Raw genomic sequence first — 21,904 nt, 5'->3', positions numbered from 1 at the left:
CCCTCATGCTGCAACCAGCACATCCGCCGGCTCAGGGCTGGTCCGGCCCGAACTGCGGCAGCTCGTCGGGAGACAGGTCGGGGCGCAGCCGCCGTACCCGCACCGGATGCCGCCACCTGCCGGAGTCGAAGGCGGCGTCGGCCTCGAACTCCACCACGAGGCTGGGCCTCACACACCGGTGCTCCAGCGGTTCGCGAGTCCCCCAGCCGGCAGAGAACGTGACCCCTCGCCAGGGGTGGTCGGGAGCAGGCAGGCCCAGGACGCCGCCGATCTGCTGCCTCAGCATTCTGGGCAGAGGGGTGCTGTGGCCAACCAGCCGCATGCGCCCCGCCTGGTCCCAGCGGGCCAGCAGCAGCGTGCTGGGCAAGGTGATCGGCCCGGTGACGGCCCCGATCACCGCGTCGTGCGTGGTACGCGACCGCAGCTTCTCCCAGCCGCCCCGACCGCCCCGCTCGCCCGGCCTGTACGTACCGGCCTCCGGCTTGACGACCAGCCCCTCGACGCCGACCGCGGCCCACTCCGGCGCCAGCCATTCCTGCGCCTGGCCGGCATCGCGGGTGGAGGGGCACAGCGTCCAGGGAGCCGTCAGCTGACGGCGGGCGAACAGATCCTCCAGCAGCGCCCGCCGTTCCCGGTAAGGCAGCTGGAGCGTGACCTGGTCGCCGAGCTGGAGGACGTCGAAGCAGATCAGGTGTGCCGGGTGGGCGAGAGCGGAGGTCTGCGCGCGCTGGCCGGTGCGGCGGGCACGGGCGGCGAGCAGTTCGAAATCCAGGCGCCCGTCGTCGCCGGCGACCACCAGCTCGCCGTCCAGCACGCACGTCTCGACCGCGGCCAGCTCCTTGGCAGCGTGCACGATCTCGGGGAAGGCACCGCCCATCTCGGACCCGCGCCGGGACTGAAGATAGATCCGGCCCGGCATGGCGAAGGCCAGTGCCCGGAAGCCGTCCCACTTCGCCTCGAACCTGAGCCCGCGGCGGCGGGGCATGCGCTCGATGGGCCCGGCGAGTATGGGAGAGATCGGCGGCGTCAGGGCAGGCACAGGGGGACCCCAGCAGTGCGGGAGGGCGGGTGCCGGTGAGTGTGCCCGGACTGCTTCTCGGCGGGGGAGCGGCACGCCGAGGCTGTGGCAGGTTTCCCGAGGCGGCTGCGGAAGCTGCGGCGCGAGAGGCGCCGTACGGCCGGGCACGACACACAGGGAGATCGAAAGCGTTGCGCGCTTCCGGGTGAACCACTGCCGCATCGCGGGCGCGCCGCCTGCCCGGCTGGCTACAACACGATCGTGAACAACCTGACTCGCGGCCTGCTGGCCGCAGCTTTGACCGTGCCCCTGTTGACCGTCGCAGCGTCACCGGCGCCCGCCAAGACGGCGGTGATCGACTGCCCCAACGGCTACGTGTGCATCTACCCCGACATCAACTTCGGCGGCCAGCCCTGGGTCAAGCGCGCGGTCGACGGCAGCGTGAAGGACCTGCCCACCGCCATCCGCGACCGCGGCAGCTCGGTACGCAACAACAGCGACCGCACCGCCCGCGTCTACGAGAAGCGCAACTTCGCCGGACGGTGGGTGTGCGTCACCAAGAGCGGCGGCTCCATCCACGACCTGCGCGGCTACAACCTCAACGACCAGACCCGCTCCCTGCGCATCAACCGCAACGACTGCGGATAACGCAGCTCCGGCCCGCACCCGCACTTCTGGAGCGGGTGCGGGCTCGCCTGTCACGGAGCTGTGCGCTCCATCGTGTGGTTTGGCAGGACACAGCCGTCTGATGGCCTCTTGCGACGCCCACAATGCCGTCGTGATCACACTGGTTCGCGGCCTGACGGCCGCTGCTCTAACCCTCCCCCTGCTGGCTGCTGCCGCTCCCGCGGTGGCTGAACCGACACCGGGCCGGCAGGCTGTCGACCTGCCAGTGGCCCAGGCCATCGAGGCCCTGCCCGTCGAGAAGGAAAACCGCGCAGGCTACAAACGCAGCAAGTTCAAGCACTGGGTTGACGCAGACCGCGACGGCTGCAACACCCGGCAGGAAGTTCTCATCTCGGAAGCCACCGAGGAGCCGAAGATCGGGCCGGGCTGTTCTCTGACGGACGGCCAGTGGTTCAGCTACTACGAGGGCAAGTCCACCGACAACCCCCGCAGTCTCGACATCGACCACATGGTGCCCCTCGCCGAATCCTGGGACTCTGGCGCCTCCGCCTGGGATGCGAAGAAGCGGGAACGCTACGCCAATGACCTCGACTCACCCCGGTCGCTCGTGGCAGTGACCGCGAGGGAGAACCGGCAGAAGGCCGACAAGGACCCTGCCCAGTGGTGGGTGCCCGCCGAGTCCGCGTCCTGCCAGTATCTGTCGGACTGGGTGGCGACCAAGACCCGATGGCAGCTCGCCATCGACCAGCCGGAGAAAAACGCCCTCGGCGAGCATGCCGCCGAATGCCCGAACGCGCGGGTGAAGACCGATATTGCCCAGTAGCAGCGGGGCAGCCCGTCCGTCTGGGCGAGTGGTTCCATGCCATGTTCAGCTCACCCACGTGGGGTCACTGGCGGACCGCGCGGATCCGCCAGTGACTGAGACAGTCCACGCCGCGGATTCGGAGCCTGGCCCGTCAGGTGCTTGACGTTGTCAGGCTGGGCCGTCAGCTGTCGGACCTCGACGTGACTCGATCTTTCAGTGGGCTGTCATGGCCTGCCGTTCGGTGTGCCCTGGAGGCGTCCAGGGCACACCGAACGGTCTGTCCCTACCGGAGTAAGGAGGCCGCCGTCCGGCCTCCAGGCGTCGTCGGCTGCTTCGCGGGGCGCCCCCGGGATGTGAACCGCTTCAAGGCCGGCAATGCCTTCAACTCCTCACTGCTGCTTGAGGAGAAGCAACGCGACCGTCATGGCAGCGATGCCCACCAGAAGGGCGGTACCCACTGCCGGGTGCCGAAGGGCGATGTACGTGGCACCCAGCCCGATCAAGATGACGACGGCGGTACGCAGGTCCAGGCCGTTGTTCACCGGACGCCCGCCTTCGACGTGCCGAGACGGTGGTACATCGCCGTGGCCTCACCGAGGCCGGGCCGGCACTTGGCTTGGTCGGGCAGCCGAATCATCTCTCCCTCGACCGCACGGGAGGTTCGGGCGGTGAGCGGTGGATCTGCGGCCTGCTGGCGAGGCGGTGCGGAACCGTTCATGGTTGTTGCGGGCATGGCACTTCCTTGTTTTGGGCGCGACGAAGTCACGCCGAATGAATGGGGATGGTCGAACCGTGGAGCACCGGAGCCCTAGCCCCGCAAATCCCGTCCCGCCTCTGGGGACGCCTCCCGGGTGGGACGGACACGGAGGAGAGTGCGCCGCAGCTCATGCATGACGCGAGTTCTCGCGAATTTCGGCAGCGGCCCGGCGATGCGGTCGCAGCTTGTACCGGATCCCGAATCCATTCAAGCCACCTGACCTGCGGCTTTGCGGCTGCTGGCGCTTGAATGGATCCCGTGATGCTGGTAAGGACCGCACTTTTCGCGACCGTTTGAATGGGAGGCGCCGGGCTGCTAGAGACGGTGCCCGCCAGTCGTACACCGCGGCGGGGCAAGCTCCGCAAGCACGGCGGCACAGGAAACACCCCGAGCGCCGAGAGTCGACGGCTGGCTAGCCGGCGCAAACTGGTCGATGAACCGCTCTGCGGTGGGAGGCTTGGACAGTGAGCGCTCCAGCGCGCTCAGGATCGAGCCGGGCTCGTGAAGTCCCTCTACGAGCGCCTTGACCACTTGGAAGGTGTGGCTGCTGCCGACCCGGCAACCTGATCCCGCACCTTCCCTATCCCCGTCCAGCACCTCCCCCCGGTGACCTGGATGGGAGCAAGCCCCCGGCGCGCTGCTCACACTCCGCCGAGGGCTTGCTTGCGCTGATCACGACTTGCCCGCAGTCCTGGCACGGTCGAACGCCCATTCCTTTCTGTGACGCCATGGGTACGGATTGTCAGTGGTGGGCGTCATGCTGAACGTGGCCACGGTGTGGGCGCGAGCGTCAACCGCCCTCTGTGAAAGGGAATTTGGGAGAAGGAGAGCTACAGGTGCCAGAGCCGACTGAAGAGCAGGCTGCTGTGATCGACGCGTTCGCCACCGGTGACGATCTTGTCGTCCAGGCGGGTGCCGGCACGGGGAAGACGACCACGTTAGAGATGCTCGGCGCCAGCGACGACCGTCGTGGCCTGTACATCTCTTTCAACAAGTCGGTGGCCGTGGAAGCCCGGCGGCGCTTCCCGCAGCGGGTGAAGTGCTCTACGGCGCATGCGCTGGCCTTTCGAGCAGTCGCTATCCCGTACAAACACCGCCTGGGCGCGCCGCGCCTCCCCTCCTACCGCATCGCGGCATCGCTCGGCATCCAGCACGCTCTGCCGCTGGGAGGCAAGGTCCTTGAGCCACGCAACCTCGCCTACATCACGCTGCAAACCGTCCAGTCCTTCTGCTGGTCCGCAGAGCGCGAACTCTCTCCCCGGCATGTGCCTTTTCAGCGCGGAGCGGAGGAACCCGAGATGCACCAGCTGCTGGTCCAGGCCGTCATGCCCTTCGCCCGCGAAGCATGGCAGGACGTCACCGACCCGGAAGGGCACAAGGTCAACTTCAAGCACGACCACTACTTGAAGATGTGGCAGCTGCAAGACCCCCAGCTGTCCTACGACTACGTCCTGCTGGACGAGGCACAGGACACCAACGGGGTACTGGACGACGTCATCAAGAATCAGCGCGGCCGCACTCAGATCGTTCTCGTCGGCGACTCCGCTCAGCAGATCTACGCCTGGCGCGGCGCACGGGACGTAATGACCCGCGCTCCCGGCACCCACCTGCACCTGTCACAGTCCTTCCGGTTCGGTGACGCGATCGCCCAGGAGGCCAACCGCTGGCTCGGCGCCGTACGCTCCGGCCTGCGACTGACTGGGCACGCACCCGTCACAACCCGGATCGGGCCGCTTGAGAAGCCGGACGCAGTGCTGTGCCGGACCAACGCCGGTGCGCTGACCGAGGTCCTTTCCCACCTGGGGGCCAGCCGCCGCGTCGCGATGGCTGGCGGCGGTGACGAGCTGCGCAAGCTGGCCTTGGCCGCCCGCGATCTGAAAGCCGGACGCGGCACCAGCCACCCCGAACTCCTGCTGTTCAAGACCTGGGGAGAGGTTCAGGAGTACGCGGAGAACGACCCCTCGGGAGCCGACCTGCTGCCCTGGGTCGAACTCATCGATGACCTTGGCTACGAGGAGATCCTCGGCTCACTCCAGCGTCTGGGCGACGAGGACTCCAGCGACGTCACCATCTCCACCGCCCACAAGGCCAAAGGCCGCGAGTGGCCCCGGGTTCGTATCGGCGACGACTTCCCCGAGCCCGACCCGGAGGAGAACGGAAAACCTGGCCGCATCCCCCGCGCCGAGGCCCGACTCGCCTACGTCGCCGTCACCCGCGCCCAGCACCACCTCGACCGCGGCAGTCTCTCCTGGATCCTCGACCACCCCGCCGGCCAACCGACCGTCCGCACCGTCGCAGCACCTCGCCGACCGGCCCCGGCAGCCGGTTACCGAACGTGGAGTGATCTCGGGCCCACTCCCAAGAAGGGCCACTGATGCCGCTGACCGCCCTTCACACCAGCTTCGGCCTGCTGGACGCAACCTGCGAGGACCTCGACGCCGGACTGGACTGGGAGACCATCTACCGGGTCCGCCCCCGAGCGCCCCTGCACTGCACCGCCTGCAACGGACCCGTCCACGCCAAGCTCTCCCGGCGTGGGCGCCGCTTCTTCGCCCACGACAGCGCCGCCCCCCACTGTCCAAGCCGCGGCGAAAGCCCCGAACACCGTCGGCTCAAGCGAGCTCTTGCACTCGCCGCCCGTCGTGCCGGTTGGCGAGCCGAGCTAGAAGTCGCCGGCGAGGGCTGGCGCGCCGATGTCCTGGCCACCGCGCCCAGCGGACGCCGCCTGGCCCTCGAAGCACAGCTGTCCCCCATCACCTACGCCGATATCACCAACCGCACCTACCGGTACGCCGCCAGCGACGTTGAAGTCTGCTGGGTCACCGACACCGAGCCGCCCTGGCTGATGACCGTGCCCTCCCTCCAGGTCACCGCTGACGAAAACGGCCAGCTCCTTGTCCTGGATGGCCACCGCGCCTTATCCAGCAAACCCGTAACCCAACTCTGCGCCGTCGACCTCGACGGCGACCGCGCCGACCACGACGTGTGCGGTCTGCGCTGGCAGCACTGGGAACAGGCCCTACCCCGCACACCCGTCCCCTGGTACGACCCCTGGCGGCTCCTCGCTGCTCACCGCACCACCGAAGACGACTCTGCCGAAGAGGAGGCACCACTGGCCATTCCGCGCGCCAACACCTTTCGAGCCCACCTCGGCTGGTGGCGCCCCAAACGACAGCTGACCGTCGAACGGTTCCTCACCGCACTACGCCACGACCAGATCACGCTGCTGGAACTTGCCGCTCCCTTCCGCGACATCTCCGGCAACCGGAGTGACGCGCTGGTGTGGACGACCCACGACTACCTGGAGCGCGCCACCAAGCTCACCGCATTCGCATACGGCTGGCGGCTCTACCACCGCAGCGAACTGAACCGGTGCCCGTGCGGGAGTGGCGAGAGCTATGTCTTCAGCGCAGACGACCCCGCCGGCTGCCTCATCGATCTGTGCTCGCAGTGCGACAGGGAACTTGTAGGGCTGGCCTCCGACATTGAGGACTGGGAGGGGCGGGGCCAGTACGTATCCCTGTTCGTGGACAGCCCTCTGGTGTACCTCACGCCCTGGCAACGGCAACTACTCTCTCCCCAAGTCGAGACGGATGTTCGGATCGAATCCGGTATCACGCCACAAGACGCCGCCCGGAGACTGACCGGGTACAGCGGCTGACCAACTGCGCCCCAAGAAGTGGTGACTGTGGCGCACGAACAGTTCACGCGTCTGGTGCGAGCGCATCAAGCAGTCGCAGTACGACGTTGTAGCCAGCGGTGATGTCGGGGAGCGGGGAGGTTACGGTGAACAGAAAGTTCGTGGTGCATTTACTCGAACCTGCGCAGCGCAGGTCCGCGGGTACGGCGAGCGCGGTCCTTACTCGATATCTCAAGGCATCCCCTGGCGCGTTGACTCACCTTGGGGTCTCTCAGGACGCGTATCTATCGCCTCTGTACTGGGCGCGTACCGACGTCGGTTGGTACGCAGTGCTGTTGATGAGCCGCAATGACCATGTGAGGACTGCGGATGAAGGCTTTCGCGACACGGTAGGACTGCTTGCTACGCACGGGCTTCAGCGCAGCTTCCCTCGCGTTCTGGATCTCGCTGAAGCGTGCATCGAAAACGGCATGCCACCCGAGTGGATGGCCCTGGTCGAAGCGCCGCATCAAAGATGAGGTGTTTGCACACGAACAACAGGCTGCCGAAGACGCGACAGTGTCTCCGGCCGACATCAGCCACGAGAGGGAGGTGGCCTAGATGCCGGAGCGTAACCTCAACTTTGGACTCTACGGTGCCCAGGGGCAGAAGAGTGCCCAGTTGGCCTCCGAGGTCTTCAACCGACTTGCGCTGGAAGGGGGCATGTGTCCAGCCGACGCGGGCTGTACGCCCGCCTGAACTACCTGACCCGTTCCGCTGCGGGCGGGCAGGCGATGGCGGATGCGGGCATCGCGGTCACCCGCGGCACACTGCACAGGTGGCTTCAGCACAAGCAGACCCCGCGACAACCTCGCCCGTATTGACGCCGCCTACCGCACCTACCGCCGCCAGAACGTCGCCCGCCACCTGCTGCAGCGCCTCAACGCGCGGGGCGGGACTCGGGTGGAGATCCAGCCCCTCGACCAGACCGCTGTGCCCGAGCCCCGGCAGCGCACCATCATCCCCGTGGCAGGGTTCCGTTCATTGCGCACGAGTGAGCCGCCACATCGGGCACTGGCGAGGCCGACCAACGAACCGGCGGGAAGTGTACAGTTCTGTACATGAGTGAGATGTTGCCGATCACTGAGGCGAGGGCCCGATTCGGATCGCTGGTGCGCCGTACCTCCCACGCGCGGGAGCGCATCACGATCACCGATCACGGCCAGCCCGCAGCTGTCCTGGTCAATCCGCAGGAGCTCGCCGACCTGGAGGACGCGCTCGCGTTGGCCGAGTACCGTGCCCGGCAGGCGGCCGGCGAGACGGTCATGGTGCCGCATGACGAGGTACGTGCCCGGCTCGGCCTGGAGCGCGGTTGACCTACACGATCGTCTGGGAAGAGGCGGCACTCAACGCCGCCGCCCGGTTCCTCAAGGACGACGCCGACGGGCTGCGCCGGCTGATGGACGCGGTGGATCTCCTCGCCGAGCAGCCACGCCCGGAAGGCACCGTCGAATACGGTTCGCCTGACCTGCGCCGCATGTACGTAGGCCGTTACCGGGTGATGTACGAGATCACCGGCAGCACCGTCACCGTCGTCGTCATGCACCTCGGCCGGACAGGCTGACTTCTATCGAATGGCTCAGGCAGTAGCCCGGCGGCGCTGGACCAGACTGTGCCAGCGTCCGCGTGTGGTCTCCGCTCCGTCGACCCACTGGGCCGTTGCGTCGATGGCTGGCGGCAGGCCGGCCATGAAGCGGGCGATCTCGATGTAGTGGGCATGGTCGCCGCCCTCGGACAGCTCACGCAGTCGGCCGAGATCAGCGGCAAGCTTCGCCTGGTCGTCGCGGACGGCGTGGTGGAAGGCCAGGGCCAGTTCCAGTTTGACCTCTGCTTCCTTGACGCCGGCGACCTGTGCTTCAGTGCGCACGACCTGTGCGCGGTCTTCGATGTCGGCGTCGTCGCGTCCGGCGTCCCGAGTCAGGGATGCGATGAGGACGGTGAGGTTGGTCGCGCGCATGTCCAGTGGGGCCAGCAGCTGCTCGGCGAGGTCGATTTCCTCGGCGGCAGTCTGCGGGTCGGCGAAGGCCATGGCCAGGGTGAGCTGGGCCTGGCAGGCGGCGACCTCGCCGTCGATGCCTTCTTCCTCGGCTTCGCCGCGGGCGGTGCGGTAGGCGGTGGCCGCGCGGTCCATGTCGCCGTGTGCCCACCACACATCGCCCTCGATGCGCTGTCCGCGCCCCTCCCGTCCCGATTGGCGGGCGAGGGTGAGGGTGGTGGGGAAGTCGCCGGCGAGGCGGGAGAGGTGGGCCAGTCCGCGGCGGGCGTCCGGCGCCATACGGCCGCCGGCGTCGGCGACTTGCTGCATACCGCGTCGGGAGGCCGCGCTCTGGCCGAGGTCGCGTTGGTCCTTGGCCAGGTAGTAGAGCGGCATCTCCCGCAGATTCTCCGGCAGCACGTCGGCGTCGAGGACGCGGGCGAGACGGTCGGCGATATGTGCGCGGTGCTCGTGCTGGCGGCGGGCCAGCGCGCTGAGAACTTCGGCCAGGCCGTCGGCAGCGGTCTCCAGCCGCGCCTGGCCGCGCTCGTCGGCATCGCGCGCCGGCGGGGCGAGGGGCTCCCAGATCGCATCCCGCACATACACCCAGGCGGCGTCGACCAGCCATCCCAGTTCCAGGTGGAAGTCGCGGGCCAGGGCGAGGCCCTGGCGCAGGCAGCCGACCAGCAGCCGCCGGTCCAGCCCGCCGCCGGCCTGCCACGCGTCCCCGAGCGTGGAGTGCGCCCGACGCGCTGCAGCGAGCCAGTCGTCCGTTGACCAGCGGTCGTCGGTGTGGTCCTCAGCGGTGCGGAGGGTGGAGCGGATCAGGTCGTGCAGGTGGAAGGGCCACAGCCCAGAAGAGTCCTCCCGCACGAAGGGGCGCTCGGTCAGCCGCAGCGCAGCCGACTGGTGGGGAAGGCCGGCCGTACGCGTGGCCAGCTGGAGGTCGAAGGCATCCAACAGTGCGACCGAGCGCAGCACGGAGCGCTCTTCAGGGGTCAGGTCAGCGAGGGTGCGGGCTATCAGTGCGGGGAAGTCGGCTTCGAAGTCGCCGGCCTGCGGAGTGTGGCCGCCGCGGCGCAGCTCCAGAAACCGCATCACGGACAAGTCGAGGTAGAGGGGGAGTCCGTGGGAGCGCTCGGCGATGACCTGCCGCACGGCCGCAGGGATGAGGGGCTGGCCGCCGTTGGTCAGGCGTTCGGCGAGGTAGTTTTCGCAGTCCTCGGGGGAGAAGTCGCCGACCAGGATCTGCCGACTGTAATCGTGACCCGGGCCCCGGTCGGGCAGGTGCGGCAGCGAATGAGCCGCCAAGCCGGGCCAGGCAGTCGGCCCGGCCCAGTCGAGCTGCCCGTGCAGCGCCGCGTCGCCCCACTGGAGGCGGGAGCGGCCGGTGACGATGAAGAACGCGTGGGGCATCAGCCACACCACCCGCTGGATCAGCCGCTCCAGATCCCGGTGCGTACGGTCGCCGACAGCTTCGAACGTATCCAGCAGCACCACCGGCACGACCTTCTTGTCGGCGGGGAACTGGGCGAGCTCCCAGGCCAGCAGGTGCGGGTAGAACGAGAGCGCTTCCAGGTCGGGTTCGGCCTCCAGCAGGTCGGCCAGGCGTCGGCACCCGGCCAGCGCCCGCACGGTCTGCCGCCGCTCGCGCAGCGCACCGACCAGGGATCCGGTCACCTGCCCCACCAGGCCACCGACCGTGCCGGGCAGCGCCAGGGCCTGGGCGACATCGCCCAGAGCGGACTGGAGCTGCTGAGGCAGCGCCTGGCCGTACCGGCTGGCCAGCCCTCCGCTGCGCAGATACTCCTCCAGCGGCTCCCCGGGATGCTGGTGCTCCCAGTAGCGGCGCAGCGCCAAGTCGAAGGCCGGCAGCGGTCGTCCGATCCGCGCGAGAGCGAGACGGATGGTCAGTACGAGGCGTTCGAAGTCGACGCCCGCGGAACGGGCCAGGTCGACGCGCACGGGCAGGAGGTGCGCGTCGCCGCGCACGGGCCGCTCCCACTGCGCGGGCCGGTGCCCGTCATCAGCGAGCGCTGCTTCGAGCCGGCGCGAGAGCGTCGTCTTGCCGATGCCGCCAACCCCGTGGAAAACCAGGACGTTCGTGCGGGGTACCTCGAGGTCTTCCACGTCGAACCCGGGGCTGGTGATCTGCCGAAGGTGAGCCTCCAGCGCGACGGCAACGGCCTCCCACTGCGCCCGCCGGTTCGTGAACGCCTCGGCCGCCTTCAGGCCCGCGTCATTCGTGCGGAACAGCGCCCGCAGATCCCCACCCGCCACAAGACCACCCCCGCTAAACGATCAACGTTTCTCCACGCTACGCCGCCCCCAAACGGCCAAGGCAACCTTGCCGCCACTCTGACCGGCTGGTGGGACGACCTGCGTTGCTCATGATGACCAAGTAGGGCGCTCAGACACACGAGGGCGACGGCTATACGACCGGGGGCTGAGCCTGCGAGGCCGCGTTCGTCGAGTTGCGGGCCGTCTTGGACACGAACCGCATGTCCTCGGGATCACTGCGCCGCAAGACGAAAATCTTGGCCAGCGCAAGGAGGCTAGGGCCGCACAACAGGGCCGACAGCCACCAGGCGTCTTTGGCGACGTAGACCCCTGCACCGAGCATCGCGACGGCCAAGACAGCCCCGACTGCCAGGCCCGCCAAGTGCCGGGTGTGGCTGCGCCGCTCCCGCTCCAGCCGAGCCGCGCGCTCAGCAACCTCCCGTTGGAACTCCAGGTGCTTCAGCTTCAGTTGATGCTCCCGCTTCATCTGCGGCTCAAGGGCCTTAAGTGCCACATCCAGCTGGTCCGGCCCACCCAGGGCGGCGCCCCACTTCATGGCGACCTCAAGCCCGGCTGCCAGGACGGACTCCTCCTCAGGAGGGGAAGGGGGCAGCGCACTCCTATCCTCGGTCGTCACTGCGGCGTCCCTCCCCCGCCACTCGAAGCAGGGGCATACTCGACAGCCGTGGGTTCCGGAGGCGGCCCCAGCCGGAGGAACAGACGCGCGAGTGCGTATTCAAGTGACGTCCCAGCCTCGCTGCCCACAGCAGCAGCTTCCTCTTCGGTGATATCAGGAAGGGCCTCCCCCTCGTCCTCCTCGATGGGGAGTGCCTCGTACAACGTGTGCGCGGCCTCAGCAATGGCCTGTGGATCGGAGTTCTTCAGCAAGCCCGAGGCCAGCAACAGGGCTCTCGTGAAGGACTCGGTGCTCGATGAGGGCTCAAGCGGATGTGTGACGCGCTCCCAGTGCTTCCAGGCGGTCGACGGATCGATGGCGAGTTCACGCGCAGCCGCCGCTGCTGGCGACTGGGAGGTGTGCCAGTCCTCAAGGTGCGTGAGGTGAACTCGCAGTACTGGTCTCTGGGGGTCGTCGGCCCAGTAAGCGATTGTCTGGCCGTCTACCCCACCGTATGGGGCAAAGGCATCCGCCTCGTAGGTATCGAGACTGGGGGCCGCCTTGCGGCGGAAGGCCTCGCGGAGCCATGCAAAGACCATGACACGCATCCCCTCCCCGAGCCGGTGAGCTCCGCACCTGGACCGTCAACGGTAGCGGCTGACCCGGAGGTTCGTATCGGAATGCTGGGAGGGCGCCGATGGCGCCGCTGCGGCGCCCCTCGACCCCAATGCGGGGTGCGGGGCCATCGTCCCGGTGGACCCGCACCGTCTGCACCAAGAACGCTCAAGGGGACGGGTGACCGTTCTCCATGTAGGCCGTCAGCCCCTGCACACCGCCCCGCTCCGTGGCTGCACGACTCGGGACAGCTCCGCCGGCACCGGCGTCGTCCCCACCGCTACAACGCCGAAAGGCCCGGATCCGTGGGGACCCGGGCCCTTCGGCGTCGTTGTCGGCCTGTGTGGCTACTGCTGTGTGCGAAGGTGTTCGCGCCTGGTGGTGACCAGGGTGCGCCAGCGGGTGCGGACGGTGTGTTCGTCCTCGAGCCACCGGATGGCGGGCCCGTCGGGCTGGGGCAGGTCGCCCATGGCGGTGGCGATGTCGAGGTAGTAGGCGAAGTCACCGTTCGCTGTTGCCTCGCGCAGGCGGTCGATGGTTGCTGTCAGGTCGTCCTGTGCGCCGCGTACGGCGTGGTGGAAGGCAACGGCGGTTTCTATGAGTGGGGCGAGCCAGGGGAGGCCAGCGAGGGTGCTTTCGGTGTGCAGGACGGTGGCGCGGTCGGTGACGTCGCGGTCGGTGCCGGCGTCGCGCAGGAGGGCGGCGATGGCGGCGTAGAAGGTGGTGGCGCGCTGGTCGAGCGGGGCGAGGTACTGGTGGGCGAGGGCGAGTTCGTCGTCGGCGCGGAGCGGGTCGGTGAAGGCGGTGACCAGGGCGAGGAGGGTCTGGGCGATAGCCCGCTCGCCGGGGGCATTGTGGGCTTCTGCTTCGGCCCGTGCGGCTTCGAAGGCGGCGGTGGCGCGGTCCATGTCGCCGTGGGGCCACCAGATGTGGGCCAGGACGCGGTGGTGGCGGCCTTCCCAGCCCAGGGTGGGGATGGTGGCCAGGGCGGTGGGGAAGTCTCCGGCGATGCGGGCGAGTTGGGCCAGGCCGCGGCGGGCGCGTGGGGCGAGCCGGCCGTCGGTGTCGGCGACCTGGCGCATGCCGTGCACGGCTGTGTCGGTGCGGCCGAGGTCTTTGTGGGCTTTGGCCCGGTAGTACAGGGCGAGTTCGGCGAGTTCGCCGGACAGCAGGCCGGTGGCCAGGACGGCGGTGAGGCGCTCAGCGGTGCGTTCGCGGTGCTCGTGCTGGCGGCGGGCGATGGCGGTGAGGAGCTCGGCCAGGGCGTCGGCGGGTGTGTCCGGGCCCGGATGCGGCTGGTTGCCCAGGGAGGGGGCAGGGGTGGGGGTGGGTGGGGCGAGGGGTTCCCAGACGGAGTCGTTGGTGTAGGCGAAGGCGGCGTCGGTGAGCCAGCCGAGGTGGGTCAGGTGGTGGTCGCGGGCCAGGCGCAGGCCCTGGCGAAGGCACGCGACCAGGAGGGTCCGGCTGGGGGTCAGGGCGCTGGTGTCCTGCCACTGCCGGCCGAGGGCGGCCAGGGCGCGTTCGGCGGCTTGGTGCCAGTCGGCGGGGGTCCAGTGGTCCTCGGTGTGGTCGTCGGTCCCGCGCAGCGCGGTGCGGATGGCGCCGTGCAGGTGGTATGGCCAGATCGCGTACGGATCCTCGGTGACCAATGGCCGCTCGACGAGTCTGCGGGCCGCCGCCTGGTGGGCCAGGCCCGCGGCTTGGGTGGCCAGGTCCAGGTCGAAGGCGTCCAGCAGGCTGGCGCTGCGCAGGACATGGCGCTCGTCGGCGGTGAGGTCTGAGAGGGTGCGGGCGATGAGGGCGGGGAAGGTGTGGTCGAAGTCGGCGGGAGTGGGGGTGCGGCCGGTGCGGCGGATCTCCAGGAAGCGTGCGACGGCCAGATCCAGGTGGAGCGGCAGGCCGTGCGAGCGCTGGGTGATGACCGCGCGGATGTCGGGGCCGATCAGCGGCCTGCCGTCCTGGGTGAGGCGCTGGGCGAGGTAGGTGTCGCAGTCGGTCTCGGAGAAGTCCCCGATCAGGTACTGGCGAGCGCCGCTGTGCCCGGTGGCCCGGGCCGGCCGCCCGGAGTGGGGGGCCAGGCCGGGCCAGGCGGCGGGGCCGGTGTAGTCGAGCTCGCCCTGGAGGGCGTCGTCGGCCCACTGAAGACGGTTCCGGCCGCTGATGACGAAAAAGCAGTTCGGCATGAGCCATACCAGACGGTTCAGGAGTCGCTCGGCGTCACGGTGGCGGTCGCCTGTGTCCTCGAAGGTGTCCAGCAGGATGACCGGCGTGACTCTTTTGTCGGCCGGGAACTGGGCGAGCTCCCACGCCAGCAGGTGCGGGTAGAAGGACAGGGCGTCCAGGTCGGGTTCGGCCTCCAGCAGGTCGGCCAGCCGCGCGCACCCCGCCAGAGCGCGGACGGTCTGCCGGCGCTCCCGCAGCGCCCGCACGAGGGAGACGGTCACCTGGGCGACCGCGGACCCGACGGTGCCGGGCAAAAGCAGGGCCTGAGCGACGTCGGACAGCGCGGACTGCATCTGCTGCGGCAGAGCCTGACCGAATCGGGAGGCCAGCCCGCCGCGGCGCAGGTACTCCTCCAGCGGCTCGCCGGGATGCTGGTGCTCCCAGTACCGGCGCAGCGCCACATCGAAGGCGGGCAGGGGACGGCCGAGTCCGGCGAGCGCGGCCCGGATCGTGAGGACGATCTGCTCGAAGCCGGTGCCGGCTGAGCGGGCGAGGTCGATGCGTACGGGAAGGATCCGCTCGCCGGACCAGGCCGGGGCGCCCCACTGGGCGGGCCGGTGCCCGGAGTCGGCGAGCGCGGCCTCCAGCTTGCGCGACAGCGTCGTCTTGCCGACGCCTCCCACCCCGTGAAACACGATCACGTTGTTGCGCGCGGTTTCGAGGTCCTCAACGTCGAAGGCCGGATCAGCGATGTGCCGCAGGTGCTCCTCGATGGCGGTGGCGACGAGGTTCCACTGGTTCTGCCGGTTGGTGAACGCCTCATTGCTGCCCACAGGGTCATTGGAGCTGAACAGCGCACGAAGGTCGGCCATGTGATGTGTCCCCCCAAAGTGATCACCTGCAGACCCAATCTATGCCGCAGGCGATGGCCGACGGCAGCCCGAGAGGGTATGAGGGCTGAGAAGAGCCGGTGGTGAACCGAATCCGGCCCAGGCCCGAGAATGATCTTCTTGCCAGCGGTTCCCCGAACACCCCGAGGTGGTTCTCCATGCACGACCCCGCATCCTCGCCGTCCTCTCCCGACAGACAGCCCCAGCCGGGGCAGACCCCGGACCTGGGCGGCGACGAGCCCGGGTATGAGGTGGCACACGACATCGTGAGGACCGTCCTCGCCTGGTACAGCCAACAGCTCCTGCTCGCACGGCGCTCCGGCGACCAGCAGCGCCTGGAGGAGCTCAAAGCGCGGCGGCAGGAGTGTGTGGAGGACCAGCACCGGCTCAGGGAGGCCGGGCCAGAGGAGATCGCGCGGATCGCAGCCGTATACACCGCACGATTGAAGGAGCTGGAAGCCGCCGAGCCGCGGCCCGAGTCGTAGAGCGACGGTCACCATGCCGCGTGGACCGGTGCCCCCGAAGGGGGTCCGGGCCGCGCGGCAGGTCTAGACGGGCACGGGCAGCGCGGCAGCAGGGGCCGATGTGCGGAGCTGGCGCGGCTGCTGGGCAGGCATCAGCGGACATGCCAGCCCAGCGATCGCGATGAGGTCGTCGCGGTACTGCGGCATCGACGCATGCAGCTGGCGCTGGACGGCCCAGAACTGGCCGGCTTCCTCAGCGGTGTACGGACGCAGCTGCTCGGCGACCAAGGCCAACTCGGCGGCAGGGCGCCGCGCCCACCGCCCCGGGACGGTCTGCTCGTTGCGGTAGACGAGATGGGCGTCGCGCCGCATCACCATGACCGAGTCGACCGCGGACAACTCCTCGGCAGCCGCCACCACCTCGGGCAGGACCGCGAAGTGTGTGTCGTGCCCGGCGGCGGTGGTGAACCGCGCGGGAAGCCCACGCCGGCTCGCCTGGGCGTAGCGGGCGGCCGTGCCCTGCCGGGAATCGGCTGCGCGCACGGCCAGTACCACCAGCTCCACCCGGTAGCCGGCCTGCCGGTATTGGGCCGCGCCGGCGGCGAACTCGGCGCCGCCGCCCGGGGCGATTTCGATGACGACGTCCCCACGCCGCTCGCGCACATGCGCCTCGGCCTGAGCCTGCCAGGCCCGGTAGTCGGCGCGGATCCGCGCGGAGGCCGTGCGCGGCTCCTCGCGCAGCAACTGAAGGTAGTCCGGGTGGGCAACTTTGAAGTCGTCGCCCGTGATGTGGGTGGGACTGTCCCGCAGAGTACCGCGGACCATCTGGGCAGCCCGGGTCTTGCCGGCACCGGGCTGGCCCATCACGTACACCGCGACCGGCTTCTCCTGCCGCGTGACGCGCCCCAGGGACGGCACGATCAACTCGTCGTAAATCCACCGGTGTTCCTCTGCGGAGAGCCGGTGGTAGTCGACCCCGGGCGCCTCTGCGCGCGGCTGGGCAGTGCGTCTGACCGGCTCGGACAGGGCGGCGGCGCGCTCGGCGTCGCGGCGCACCGCCAGCGCCCAGTCCTCCGGCAGCCGGGGCAGGCGCCGGTCGGCGTCGGCGAGCTGACGGCGGAACCGGCCCGTCTCCCTGGCGTCCCATGGGCGCTTTCGCTCAAAGAGGACCGCACGTGCCGCGCCCGCCGGGCGGCACCAGTGCCCGGCGGGGCCGAGTTCGTTGTCGTACACGGCCTCCAGCCCCGTCTCGGCGGCGCGCCGGACGACGAAGAGCCGGTCCGCCAGGCGCGCGGTCTCCACCATGCTGAGGGTCTCGACCAGCGCGGCTGCGCACGCGTCGTGGTTGTCCCAGGAGACGTACCGGGCACGGCCCTCCTCGGCGAGGCGCAGGTACCGGTCCAGGATGCCGAGCTGGCTGACCGCCTCGGGTACGGCCAGGGCCACGATCTCGACGCGGTAGCCCGCCTGCCGGTACGCGGCCATTCCGGCCAGGAACTCCTTCGGGCGGGCCAGCGGCGCCTCCACCACCGCGTCGTACCGGCCCTCCCGTATCCGGGCCTCCACGTCGGCCTGCCACCGGTAGGTCTCCGGGCGCACCCGCACCCCGGCGGCGCGCACGTCCTCGGCGAGGAAGGCGGTGTAGTGGGGGTGCATGGTCTTGTAGGCGTCACGGTCCACCCGCACCGCACCGCCCCGCCGCTCCAGCGCGGCGTGCACCAGGTCAACGACCAGCGTCTTGCCGCTGCCTGGCTGCCCGGCGACGAACACCACCACCGGACGCGCCGGGCGGGGCTGGGGCATCGCGCCGCCCAGGACGCTGGGCAGGACGGTTCCGGTCAGGACCTCCTCGGACCAGTCGCCGGCCGGAGCCGTTGGATGAGACCCGGGCGGGCCTGCGTCCGGCGCCTTGCTCGATCCCGCCACTGTCCCCTCCTGCTGGTGTCTGTGCCGCTCCAGGTGGCGGCAGCCTCATGTGCTGTGCCGCCGCTTGATGTTGGTGCCACGGCCGTGATCACGAAGTGGTCCGGCCCTGCCCCTCTGTAGCCACTGATGATCGTCGTGGCCGCCCACGTGGCTTCTTCTCCGGCCAGTGCCCGGTAAGAACTTTCAGGAACTGGTCGGGGTTGGCCACCAGGGCCTTCAGGCAGGCGACGACGAAGGCCCTGATCTCGATATCCCGTGCGCTCAGCGCCGACTGGGCCGCTTCCTTCAGGTCAGCAGGCGGCCGGACGGTGAGGGCTGGATCGCGATGCTGGCTACTCATGCCAAGATCTTGCCATAAGTGGCTTGCCACTTTCAAGCCGTGGATAACATAGTGGCAAGCCACTTATGAAATGGAGGTTCGCGGTGATCCGTACCGTCGTGACGGCCCTGTTCTCCCGAAGCTGCCGCGAAGTGACAAGTAGCTCTGCGTGAGGCTCAGGTCTCAGCTCTGCGCGCCGAGCTGCTGTCAGGAGGCCCCGCGCCTGCGGGCGCCCGGCGACAGGGGCCATCGTCGTCACCTCGTCGCCACGGCCTCGGCGCCGGTACGGGGCTCGGGGAGCGTGCCGTCGGCCTGGAGGGCGGCGAAGTCGGCGTGCGCGGCCTCGACGGCTTCGGGGTATGCCTCGCGCTTGGCGTGCTCGGCGAGCGCCCGGTAGATGCTCGCCACCGAGGGATTCTGTCCCTTGCGCTTGCCGGTGGGGATGATCAGGTCGGGCTGGATCTGCTCGACGGACTCGCCGCCCGCGCGGCGCCGCAGCACGGTGTGGAGCATGTCGTCGGTGATGACCGGGGGCCGGCCGCCGTGCTTGCCCTTGCGGGCTGCTGTGTCGAGCCCCTCCAGCGTGGACTCGCGGATGTTCTCCCGTTCGGTCTCCGCCATGGCGGTGAAGAATGCGAACAGCAGCTTGCCCGGGCCGGTGGGGTCGTAGATGCCGGGCAGGGGGCTGGCGAGCATCTCCAGGACCAGGCCGTGGGCGGTGAGGTGGTCGGCGAGCGCGGTGAGTTCGGCGGCGTCGCGGCCGAGCCGCTTCATCTCGTACACGGTGAAGATGACCCGGCAGTGCGGGGCGTGCGCCTTGACCTCACATGCCGTCCTCAGCGCCTCCTCGAACTTCGGGCGGACCCGCACTCGGGTGCTGATCTTCTCGCTGAAGATCTTGTCGCGGGGGATGCCGTGCCCCGCGAGTGCGTCGAGCTGGGAGTCGAGTTCCTGTCCGAGCGTCGAGCATCGTGCGTAGCCGATGCGGATGTCCGCGCTCGGCAGGTCCCGGTCGATCGGCGCCGGCGGCGGGGTGCCCGGCCGCCACGGCCGTCCCGGTCCGCGGTCGGCCGGGGTCGGGATGCGCAGCGCCTTCTTCAGCCGGGGCGCCTTCGTGAAGCGGCGGGTGTGGTAGGCAGAGGCGACCGCGCCGCCGCGCGAGCGGCAGGGTGAGCCGGGCTGTGCGTCACACTTCGGACAGGCGTGCTGTTCGACGTCGTCCGCGTCCGACCGGCCGTTCGGGGAAGGCTGCTGAGGGTCCGTCATGGGCCCGGATTTTCGCACAATGCAAGTCTCAGAAGGGGGTCCGCCCCGCTTTTGAGTGAGAACGGGTTCTGCGAACGAATCCGGGATCGGCGGGGGCCCGGCGGCCTTTTTCTGATCTTGCTCGCGCAAAGGGACGTTTATGAGAGTTCCGGCGTCGCGCCGGCGGCCGTGGGCTCTTGGGGTGTGGCGTCTACCTGCCTACGATGAGCGGCATGTCGCCTGATGCCTCCCTGTCCTCCGTCTGGCCGGTCCTGCACTACGACGACACGAAGGCGGCGCTGCGCTTCCTGGTCGACGTGCTGGGATTCGAGCAGGTGGTCGCCGCGCCGGATGAGCACGGCGGGATCGGGCACGCGGAGCTTCGCTGGCCTGGCGGTGGTGCGCTGGTGTTTGGTTCGACCCGGCACACGGACAGCGTGCACGGGCGGATGCGGGCGGGCACCAGCGCGGTCTACGTGGTGAGCGACGATGTGGACGCGGTGCACCGGCGGGTGGTCGACGCTGGCGGTGAGGTCCTCGAAGCGCCGCATGAGACCCGGTTCGGGTCGGGCGCGGCGGCATACGTGTGCACGGTGCAGGACCCGGAGGGCAACCTGTGGACCTTCGGCACCTACCGCGGCCCTTCGCCGGAGTAGGGCGCCGGGACGAGACGAGAGGACCCCGGCCGGTGGGGCCGGGGTCCTGTGGTGGGGGCGTGCGGCGCCGGGTCAGTGGCTGCCGGCGAGTTCGCCGGTGAGCTTGCCGTGGAGGTCGGCACTCGGGTCGTTCAGCCCGGTGATCTCCACGGCCTTGCCGCGCTGGGCGTACTTGGTCTCGATCGCGTCCAGGGCGGCCACGGAGGAGGCGTCCCAGATGTGGGCGGCGGACAGGTCGATGACGACCTTCTCCGGGTCGCCCGCGTAGTCGAACTGGCCGACGAGGTCGTTGGAGGAGGCGAAGAACAGCTCGCCGGTGACCCGGTAGACGACCGTGTGGCCGTCGGGGTCGACCACGGCGGTGACCTCGGCGAGGTGGGCGACGCGCTTGGCGAAGATGACCATGGCGGTGATGGAGCCGACGACGACGCCGATGGCGAGGTTGTCGGTGGCGACCACCACGATCACGGTGATGGCCATGACGGCGATCTCCCCGGCCGGCATCCGCTTGAGCGTCTTGGGGGCGATGGAGTGCCAGTCGAACGTCGCGAAGGCCACCATGACCATGACGGCGACCAGGGCGGCCATGGGGATGTCGGAGACGACCGGGCCGAAGGCGATGCACAGCACCATCAGGAACACGCCCGCCAGGAAGGTCGAGACGCGGGTGCGGGCGCCGGAGACCTTCACGTTGATCATCGTCTGGCCGATCATGGCGCAGCCGCCCATGCCGCCGAAGAAGCCGGTGACGATGTTGGCGATGCCCTGGCCGATCGACTCCCGGGTCTTGGAGGAGTGGGTGTCGGTGATGTCGTCGACGAGCTTCGCCGTCATCAGCGACTCCATCAGACCGACCAGCGCCATCGCGAACGCGTACGGGGCGATCGTCGTCAGGGTGTCCAGCGTGAACGGCACGTCCGGCAGGCCCGGCACCGGCAGGGAGGACGGCAGCTCGCCCTTGTCGCCGACGGTCGGCACCGCGATGCCGGCCGCGACCGTGATGACGGTGAGGATGACGATGGAGACGAGCGGGGCCGGGATCACCTTGGTGACCTTCGGGAAGAACACCATGAGTGCGAGCCCGCCGATGATCAGCGGGTACACCGCCCACGGCACGTCGTGCATCTCGGGAACCTGCGCCATGAAGATCAGGATCGCGAGGGCGTTGACGAAGCCGACCATCACCGAGCGCGGCACGAATCGCATCAGCTTCGCCACCCCGAGCGCTCCGAGCGCGACCTGGATGACGCCGGCGAGGATGACCGCGGCGATCAGGTAGCCCAGGCCGTGCTCGTGGTTCAGGGGGGCGATGACGAGGGCGATGGCGCCGGTGGCGGCGGAGATCATCGCGCGGCGGCCTCCGACGATCGAGATGACCACGGCCATGGTGAACGAGGCGAACAGGCCGATCGCTGGGTCGACCCCGGCGATGATCGAGAAGGAGATCGCCTCGGGGATCAGGGCGAGGGCGACGACCAAGCCGGCCAGGATCTCGGTGCGCCAGACCTTGGGGTTGTTCAGCCAGTCGGGCTTGAGGCCGCGCAGCCGCGCGGCGGGAGTCACAGCAGCAGAAGACAAGGAGATGCGTACCTGTCGTGCTCGGGCACACCGCGGGCAGGCCGGGGCGTGCGGGAAGGGGCGCGGGAGACCGGCCGGCATCCCGCGGGCGGCCCGAGGCGGGCCGGGAAGTCGTTAAGGACGCGAGCCTCGGGGGCCTGGGCGATGCCCGGCCGGGTGGGTCACGTCCGAGGGCGAAGGGTCACGGCGGGCAGGCGGCGGCGATCGGCGTCATGGGCTCGCGCACGCTCTCTCCTGCAAGAATCGGATCTTCGCCGGGGGCGCCATTGGCCCCGGAACGGCAGTAGCGGG

At 69.5% G+C, this 21,904-nt stretch carries 21 protein-coding genes; 10 read left to right on the top strand and 11 right to left on the bottom strand.

Annotated features, from left to right (window positions below):
* Positions 1 to 31: 31 nt before the first annotated feature.
* Positions 32 to 1,039, bottom strand: coding sequence for an ATP-dependent DNA ligase (locus ACTWP9_RS29405; protein ID WP_443249339.1), 1,008 nt, complete (start codon positions 1,037 to 1,039; stop codon positions 32 to 34).
* Positions 1,040 to 1,279: 240 nt separating this feature from the next.
* Here ACTWP9_RS29405 and ACTWP9_RS29400 point away from each other — a divergent pair, with 240 nt between their 5' ends.
* Together ACTWP9_RS29400 and ACTWP9_RS29395 are read left to right on the top strand one after the other, a co-directional pair.
* Complete coding sequence (locus ACTWP9_RS29400) at positions 1,280 to 1,666, top strand: peptidase inhibitor family I36 protein (protein WP_443249338.1); 387 nt, start codon at positions 1,280 to 1,282, stop codon at positions 1,664 to 1,666.
* A 130-nt stretch (positions 1,667 to 1,796) separates the two neighbouring features.
* Complete coding sequence (locus tag ACTWP9_RS29395) at positions 1,797 to 2,468, top strand: HNH endonuclease family protein (RefSeq protein ID WP_443249337.1); 672 nt, start codon at positions 1,797 to 1,799, stop codon at positions 2,466 to 2,468.
* 371 nt (positions 2,469 to 2,839) lie between these two features.
* Here ACTWP9_RS29395 and ACTWP9_RS29390 read toward each other — a convergent pair whose 3' ends face one another.
* Positions 2,840 to 2,992 (bottom strand): hypothetical protein, encoded by a 153-nt coding sequence (locus ACTWP9_RS29390; RefSeq protein WP_443249336.1) that lies wholly within the window; start codon positions 2,990 to 2,992, stop codon positions 2,840 to 2,842.
* Positions 2,989 to 3,183 (bottom strand): hypothetical protein, encoded by a 195-nt coding sequence (locus ACTWP9_RS29385; RefSeq protein ID WP_443249335.1) that lies wholly within the window; start codon positions 3,181 to 3,183, stop codon positions 2,989 to 2,991. Before ACTWP9_RS29385 ends, ACTWP9_RS29390 begins: the two co-directional genes overlap by 4 nt.
* An 860-nt stretch (positions 3,184 to 4,043) precedes the next feature.
* Between ACTWP9_RS29385 and ACTWP9_RS29380 the strand changes: the two genes are divergently transcribed.
* The 6 genes from ACTWP9_RS29380 to ACTWP9_RS29355 all read left to right on the top strand — a co-directional run bounded on the left by ACTWP9_RS29380 (position 4,044) and on the right by ACTWP9_RS29355 (position 8,450).
* A complete protein-coding gene (locus ACTWP9_RS29380; protein ID WP_443249334.1) occupies positions 4,044 to 5,582 on the top strand; it encodes a UvrD-helicase domain-containing protein in 1,539 nt (512 codons plus the stop codon).
* Positions 5,582 to 6,868, top strand: coding sequence for a competence protein CoiA family protein (locus tag ACTWP9_RS29375; protein WP_443249333.1), 1,287 nt, complete (start codon positions 5,582 to 5,584; stop codon positions 6,866 to 6,868). Before ACTWP9_RS29380 ends, ACTWP9_RS29375 begins: the two co-directional genes overlap by 1 nt.
* A gap of 125 nt (positions 6,869 to 6,993) precedes the next feature.
* Positions 6,994 to 7,365, top strand: coding sequence for a hypothetical protein (locus tag ACTWP9_RS29370; RefSeq protein WP_443249332.1), 372 nt, complete (start codon positions 6,994 to 6,996; stop codon positions 7,363 to 7,365).
* 186 nt (positions 7,366 to 7,551) lie between these two features.
* Positions 7,552 to 7,710 (top strand): hypothetical protein, encoded by a 159-nt coding sequence (locus ACTWP9_RS29365; RefSeq protein ID WP_443249331.1) that lies wholly within the window; start codon positions 7,552 to 7,554, stop codon positions 7,708 to 7,710.
* Positions 7,711 to 7,947: 237 nt separating this feature from the next.
* Complete coding sequence (locus tag ACTWP9_RS29360; RefSeq protein WP_443249330.1) at positions 7,948 to 8,202, top strand: type II toxin-antitoxin system Phd/YefM family antitoxin; 255 nt, start codon at positions 7,948 to 7,950, stop codon at positions 8,200 to 8,202.
* Complete coding sequence (locus ACTWP9_RS29355; protein ID WP_443249329.1) at positions 8,199 to 8,450, top strand: type II toxin-antitoxin system RelE family toxin; 252 nt, start codon at positions 8,199 to 8,201, stop codon at positions 8,448 to 8,450. Before ACTWP9_RS29360 ends, ACTWP9_RS29355 begins: the two co-directional genes overlap by 4 nt.
* Before the next feature lie 15 nt (positions 8,451 to 8,465).
* Here ACTWP9_RS29355 and ACTWP9_RS29350 read toward each other — a convergent pair whose 3' ends face one another.
* The 4 genes from ACTWP9_RS29350 to ACTWP9_RS29335 all read right to left on the bottom strand — a co-directional run bounded on the left by ACTWP9_RS29350 (position 8,466) and on the right by ACTWP9_RS29335 (position 15,407).
* A complete protein-coding gene (locus tag ACTWP9_RS29350) occupies positions 8,466 to 11,141 on the bottom strand; it encodes an ATP/GTP-binding protein (RefSeq protein WP_443249328.1) in 2,676 nt (891 codons plus the stop codon).
* A 151-nt stretch (positions 11,142 to 11,292) separates the two neighbouring features.
* Positions 11,293 to 11,778: a hypothetical protein gene (locus ACTWP9_RS29345; RefSeq protein WP_443249327.1), complete on the bottom strand. Its 486-nt coding sequence runs from the start codon at positions 11,776 to 11,778 to the stop codon at positions 11,293 to 11,295.
* Complete coding sequence (locus ACTWP9_RS29340) at positions 11,775 to 12,356, bottom strand: hypothetical protein (protein ID WP_443249326.1); 582 nt, start codon at positions 12,354 to 12,356, stop codon at positions 11,775 to 11,777. The genes ACTWP9_RS29345 and ACTWP9_RS29340 overlap by 4 nt, the downstream gene beginning before the upstream one ends.
* A 363-nt stretch (positions 12,357 to 12,719) precedes the next feature.
* Positions 12,720 to 15,407 carry an ATP/GTP-binding protein gene (locus tag ACTWP9_RS29335; protein WP_443249325.1) on the bottom strand — a complete coding sequence of 896 codons (2,688 nt, stop codon included), beginning with the start codon at positions 15,405 to 15,407 and terminating at the stop codon, positions 12,720 to 12,722.
* Between the two features lie 176 nt (positions 15,408 to 15,583).
* On the opposite strand from ACTWP9_RS29335, the gene ACTWP9_RS29330 reads away from it, so the two are divergent.
* Entirely contained in the window at positions 15,584 to 15,910 is a 327-nt protein-coding gene (locus tag ACTWP9_RS29330; protein WP_443249324.1) for a hypothetical protein, read from the top strand.
* Between the two features lie 63 nt (positions 15,911 to 15,973).
* Here the strand turns inward: ACTWP9_RS29330 and ACTWP9_RS29325 are convergent, their stop codons facing one another.
* The 3 genes from ACTWP9_RS29325 to ACTWP9_RS29315 form a co-directional block, all read right to left on the bottom strand.
* On the bottom strand, positions 15,974 to 17,815 hold the full coding sequence (locus ACTWP9_RS29325) for a zeta toxin family protein (RefSeq protein WP_443249323.1): 1,842 nt from the start codon (positions 17,813 to 17,815) through the stop codon (positions 15,974 to 15,976).
* 88 nt (positions 17,816 to 17,903) lie between these two features.
* A complete protein-coding gene (locus ACTWP9_RS29320; RefSeq protein WP_443249322.1) occupies positions 17,904 to 18,155 on the bottom strand; it encodes a hypothetical protein in 252 nt (83 codons plus the stop codon).
* Between the two features lie 234 nt (positions 18,156 to 18,389).
* Positions 18,390 to 19,400: a recombinase family protein gene (locus ACTWP9_RS29315; RefSeq protein ID WP_443249321.1), complete on the bottom strand. Its 1,011-nt coding sequence runs from the start codon at positions 19,398 to 19,400 to the stop codon at positions 18,390 to 18,392.
* A 212-nt stretch (positions 19,401 to 19,612) separates the two neighbouring features.
* On the opposite strand from ACTWP9_RS29315, the gene ACTWP9_RS29310 reads away from it, so the two are divergent.
* Entirely contained in the window at positions 19,613 to 20,035 is a 423-nt protein-coding gene (locus tag ACTWP9_RS29310; RefSeq protein WP_443249320.1) for a VOC family protein, read from the top strand.
* Between the two features lie 72 nt (positions 20,036 to 20,107).
* On the opposite strand, the gene ACTWP9_RS29305 is transcribed toward ACTWP9_RS29310, so the two are convergent.
* Positions 20,108 to 21,598, bottom strand: a complete 1,491-nt coding sequence (locus ACTWP9_RS29305) for a SulP family inorganic anion transporter (RefSeq protein ID WP_443249319.1) — start codon at positions 21,596 to 21,598, stop codon at positions 20,108 to 20,110.
* Positions 21,599 to 21,904 lie beyond the last annotated feature (306 nt).

This window comes from Streptomyces sp. 3N207 (genome assembly GCF_052246355.1).
GTDB lineage: Bacteria > Actinomycetota > Actinomycetes > Streptomycetales > Streptomycetaceae > Streptomyces.
This window is presented reverse-complemented; position numbering and strand designations above follow the sequence as displayed.

What these genes read in the sequence shown, in the direction of transcription:
- ACTWP9_RS29385 (WP_443249335.1), bottom strand. Translation starts at nt 3,183, where the DNA reads ATGCCCGCAACAACCATGAACGGTTCCGCACCGCCTCGCCAGCAGGCC.
- ACTWP9_RS29375 (WP_443249333.1), top strand. Translation starts at nt 5,582, where the DNA reads ATGCCGCTGACCGCCCTTCACACCAGCTTCGGCCTGCTGGACGCAACC.
- ACTWP9_RS29360 (WP_443249330.1), top strand. Translation starts at nt 7,948, where the DNA reads ATGAGTGAGATGTTGCCGATCACTGAGGCGAGGGCCCGATTCGGATCG.
- ACTWP9_RS29340 (WP_443249326.1), bottom strand. Translation starts at nt 12,356, where the DNA reads ATGGTCTTTGCATGGCTCCGCGAGGCCTTCCGCCGCAAGGCGGCCCCC.
- ACTWP9_RS29335 (WP_443249325.1), bottom strand. Translation starts at nt 15,407, where the DNA reads ATGGCCGACCTTCGTGCGCTGTTCAGCTCCAATGACCCTGTGGGCAGC.
- ACTWP9_RS29330 (WP_443249324.1), top strand. Translation starts at nt 15,584, where the DNA reads ATGCACGACCCCGCATCCTCGCCGTCCTCTCCCGACAGACAGCCCCAG.
- ACTWP9_RS29320 (WP_443249322.1), bottom strand. Translation starts at nt 18,155, where the DNA reads ATGAGTAGCCAGCATCGCGATCCAGCCCTCACCGTCCGGCCGCCTGCT.
- ACTWP9_RS29315 (WP_443249321.1), bottom strand. Translation starts at nt 19,400, where the DNA reads ATGACGGACCCTCAGCAGCCTTCCCCGAACGGCCGGTCGGACGCGGAC.
- ACTWP9_RS29310 (WP_443249320.1), top strand. Translation starts at nt 19,613, where the DNA reads ATGTCGCCTGATGCCTCCCTGTCCTCCGTCTGGCCGGTCCTGCACTAC.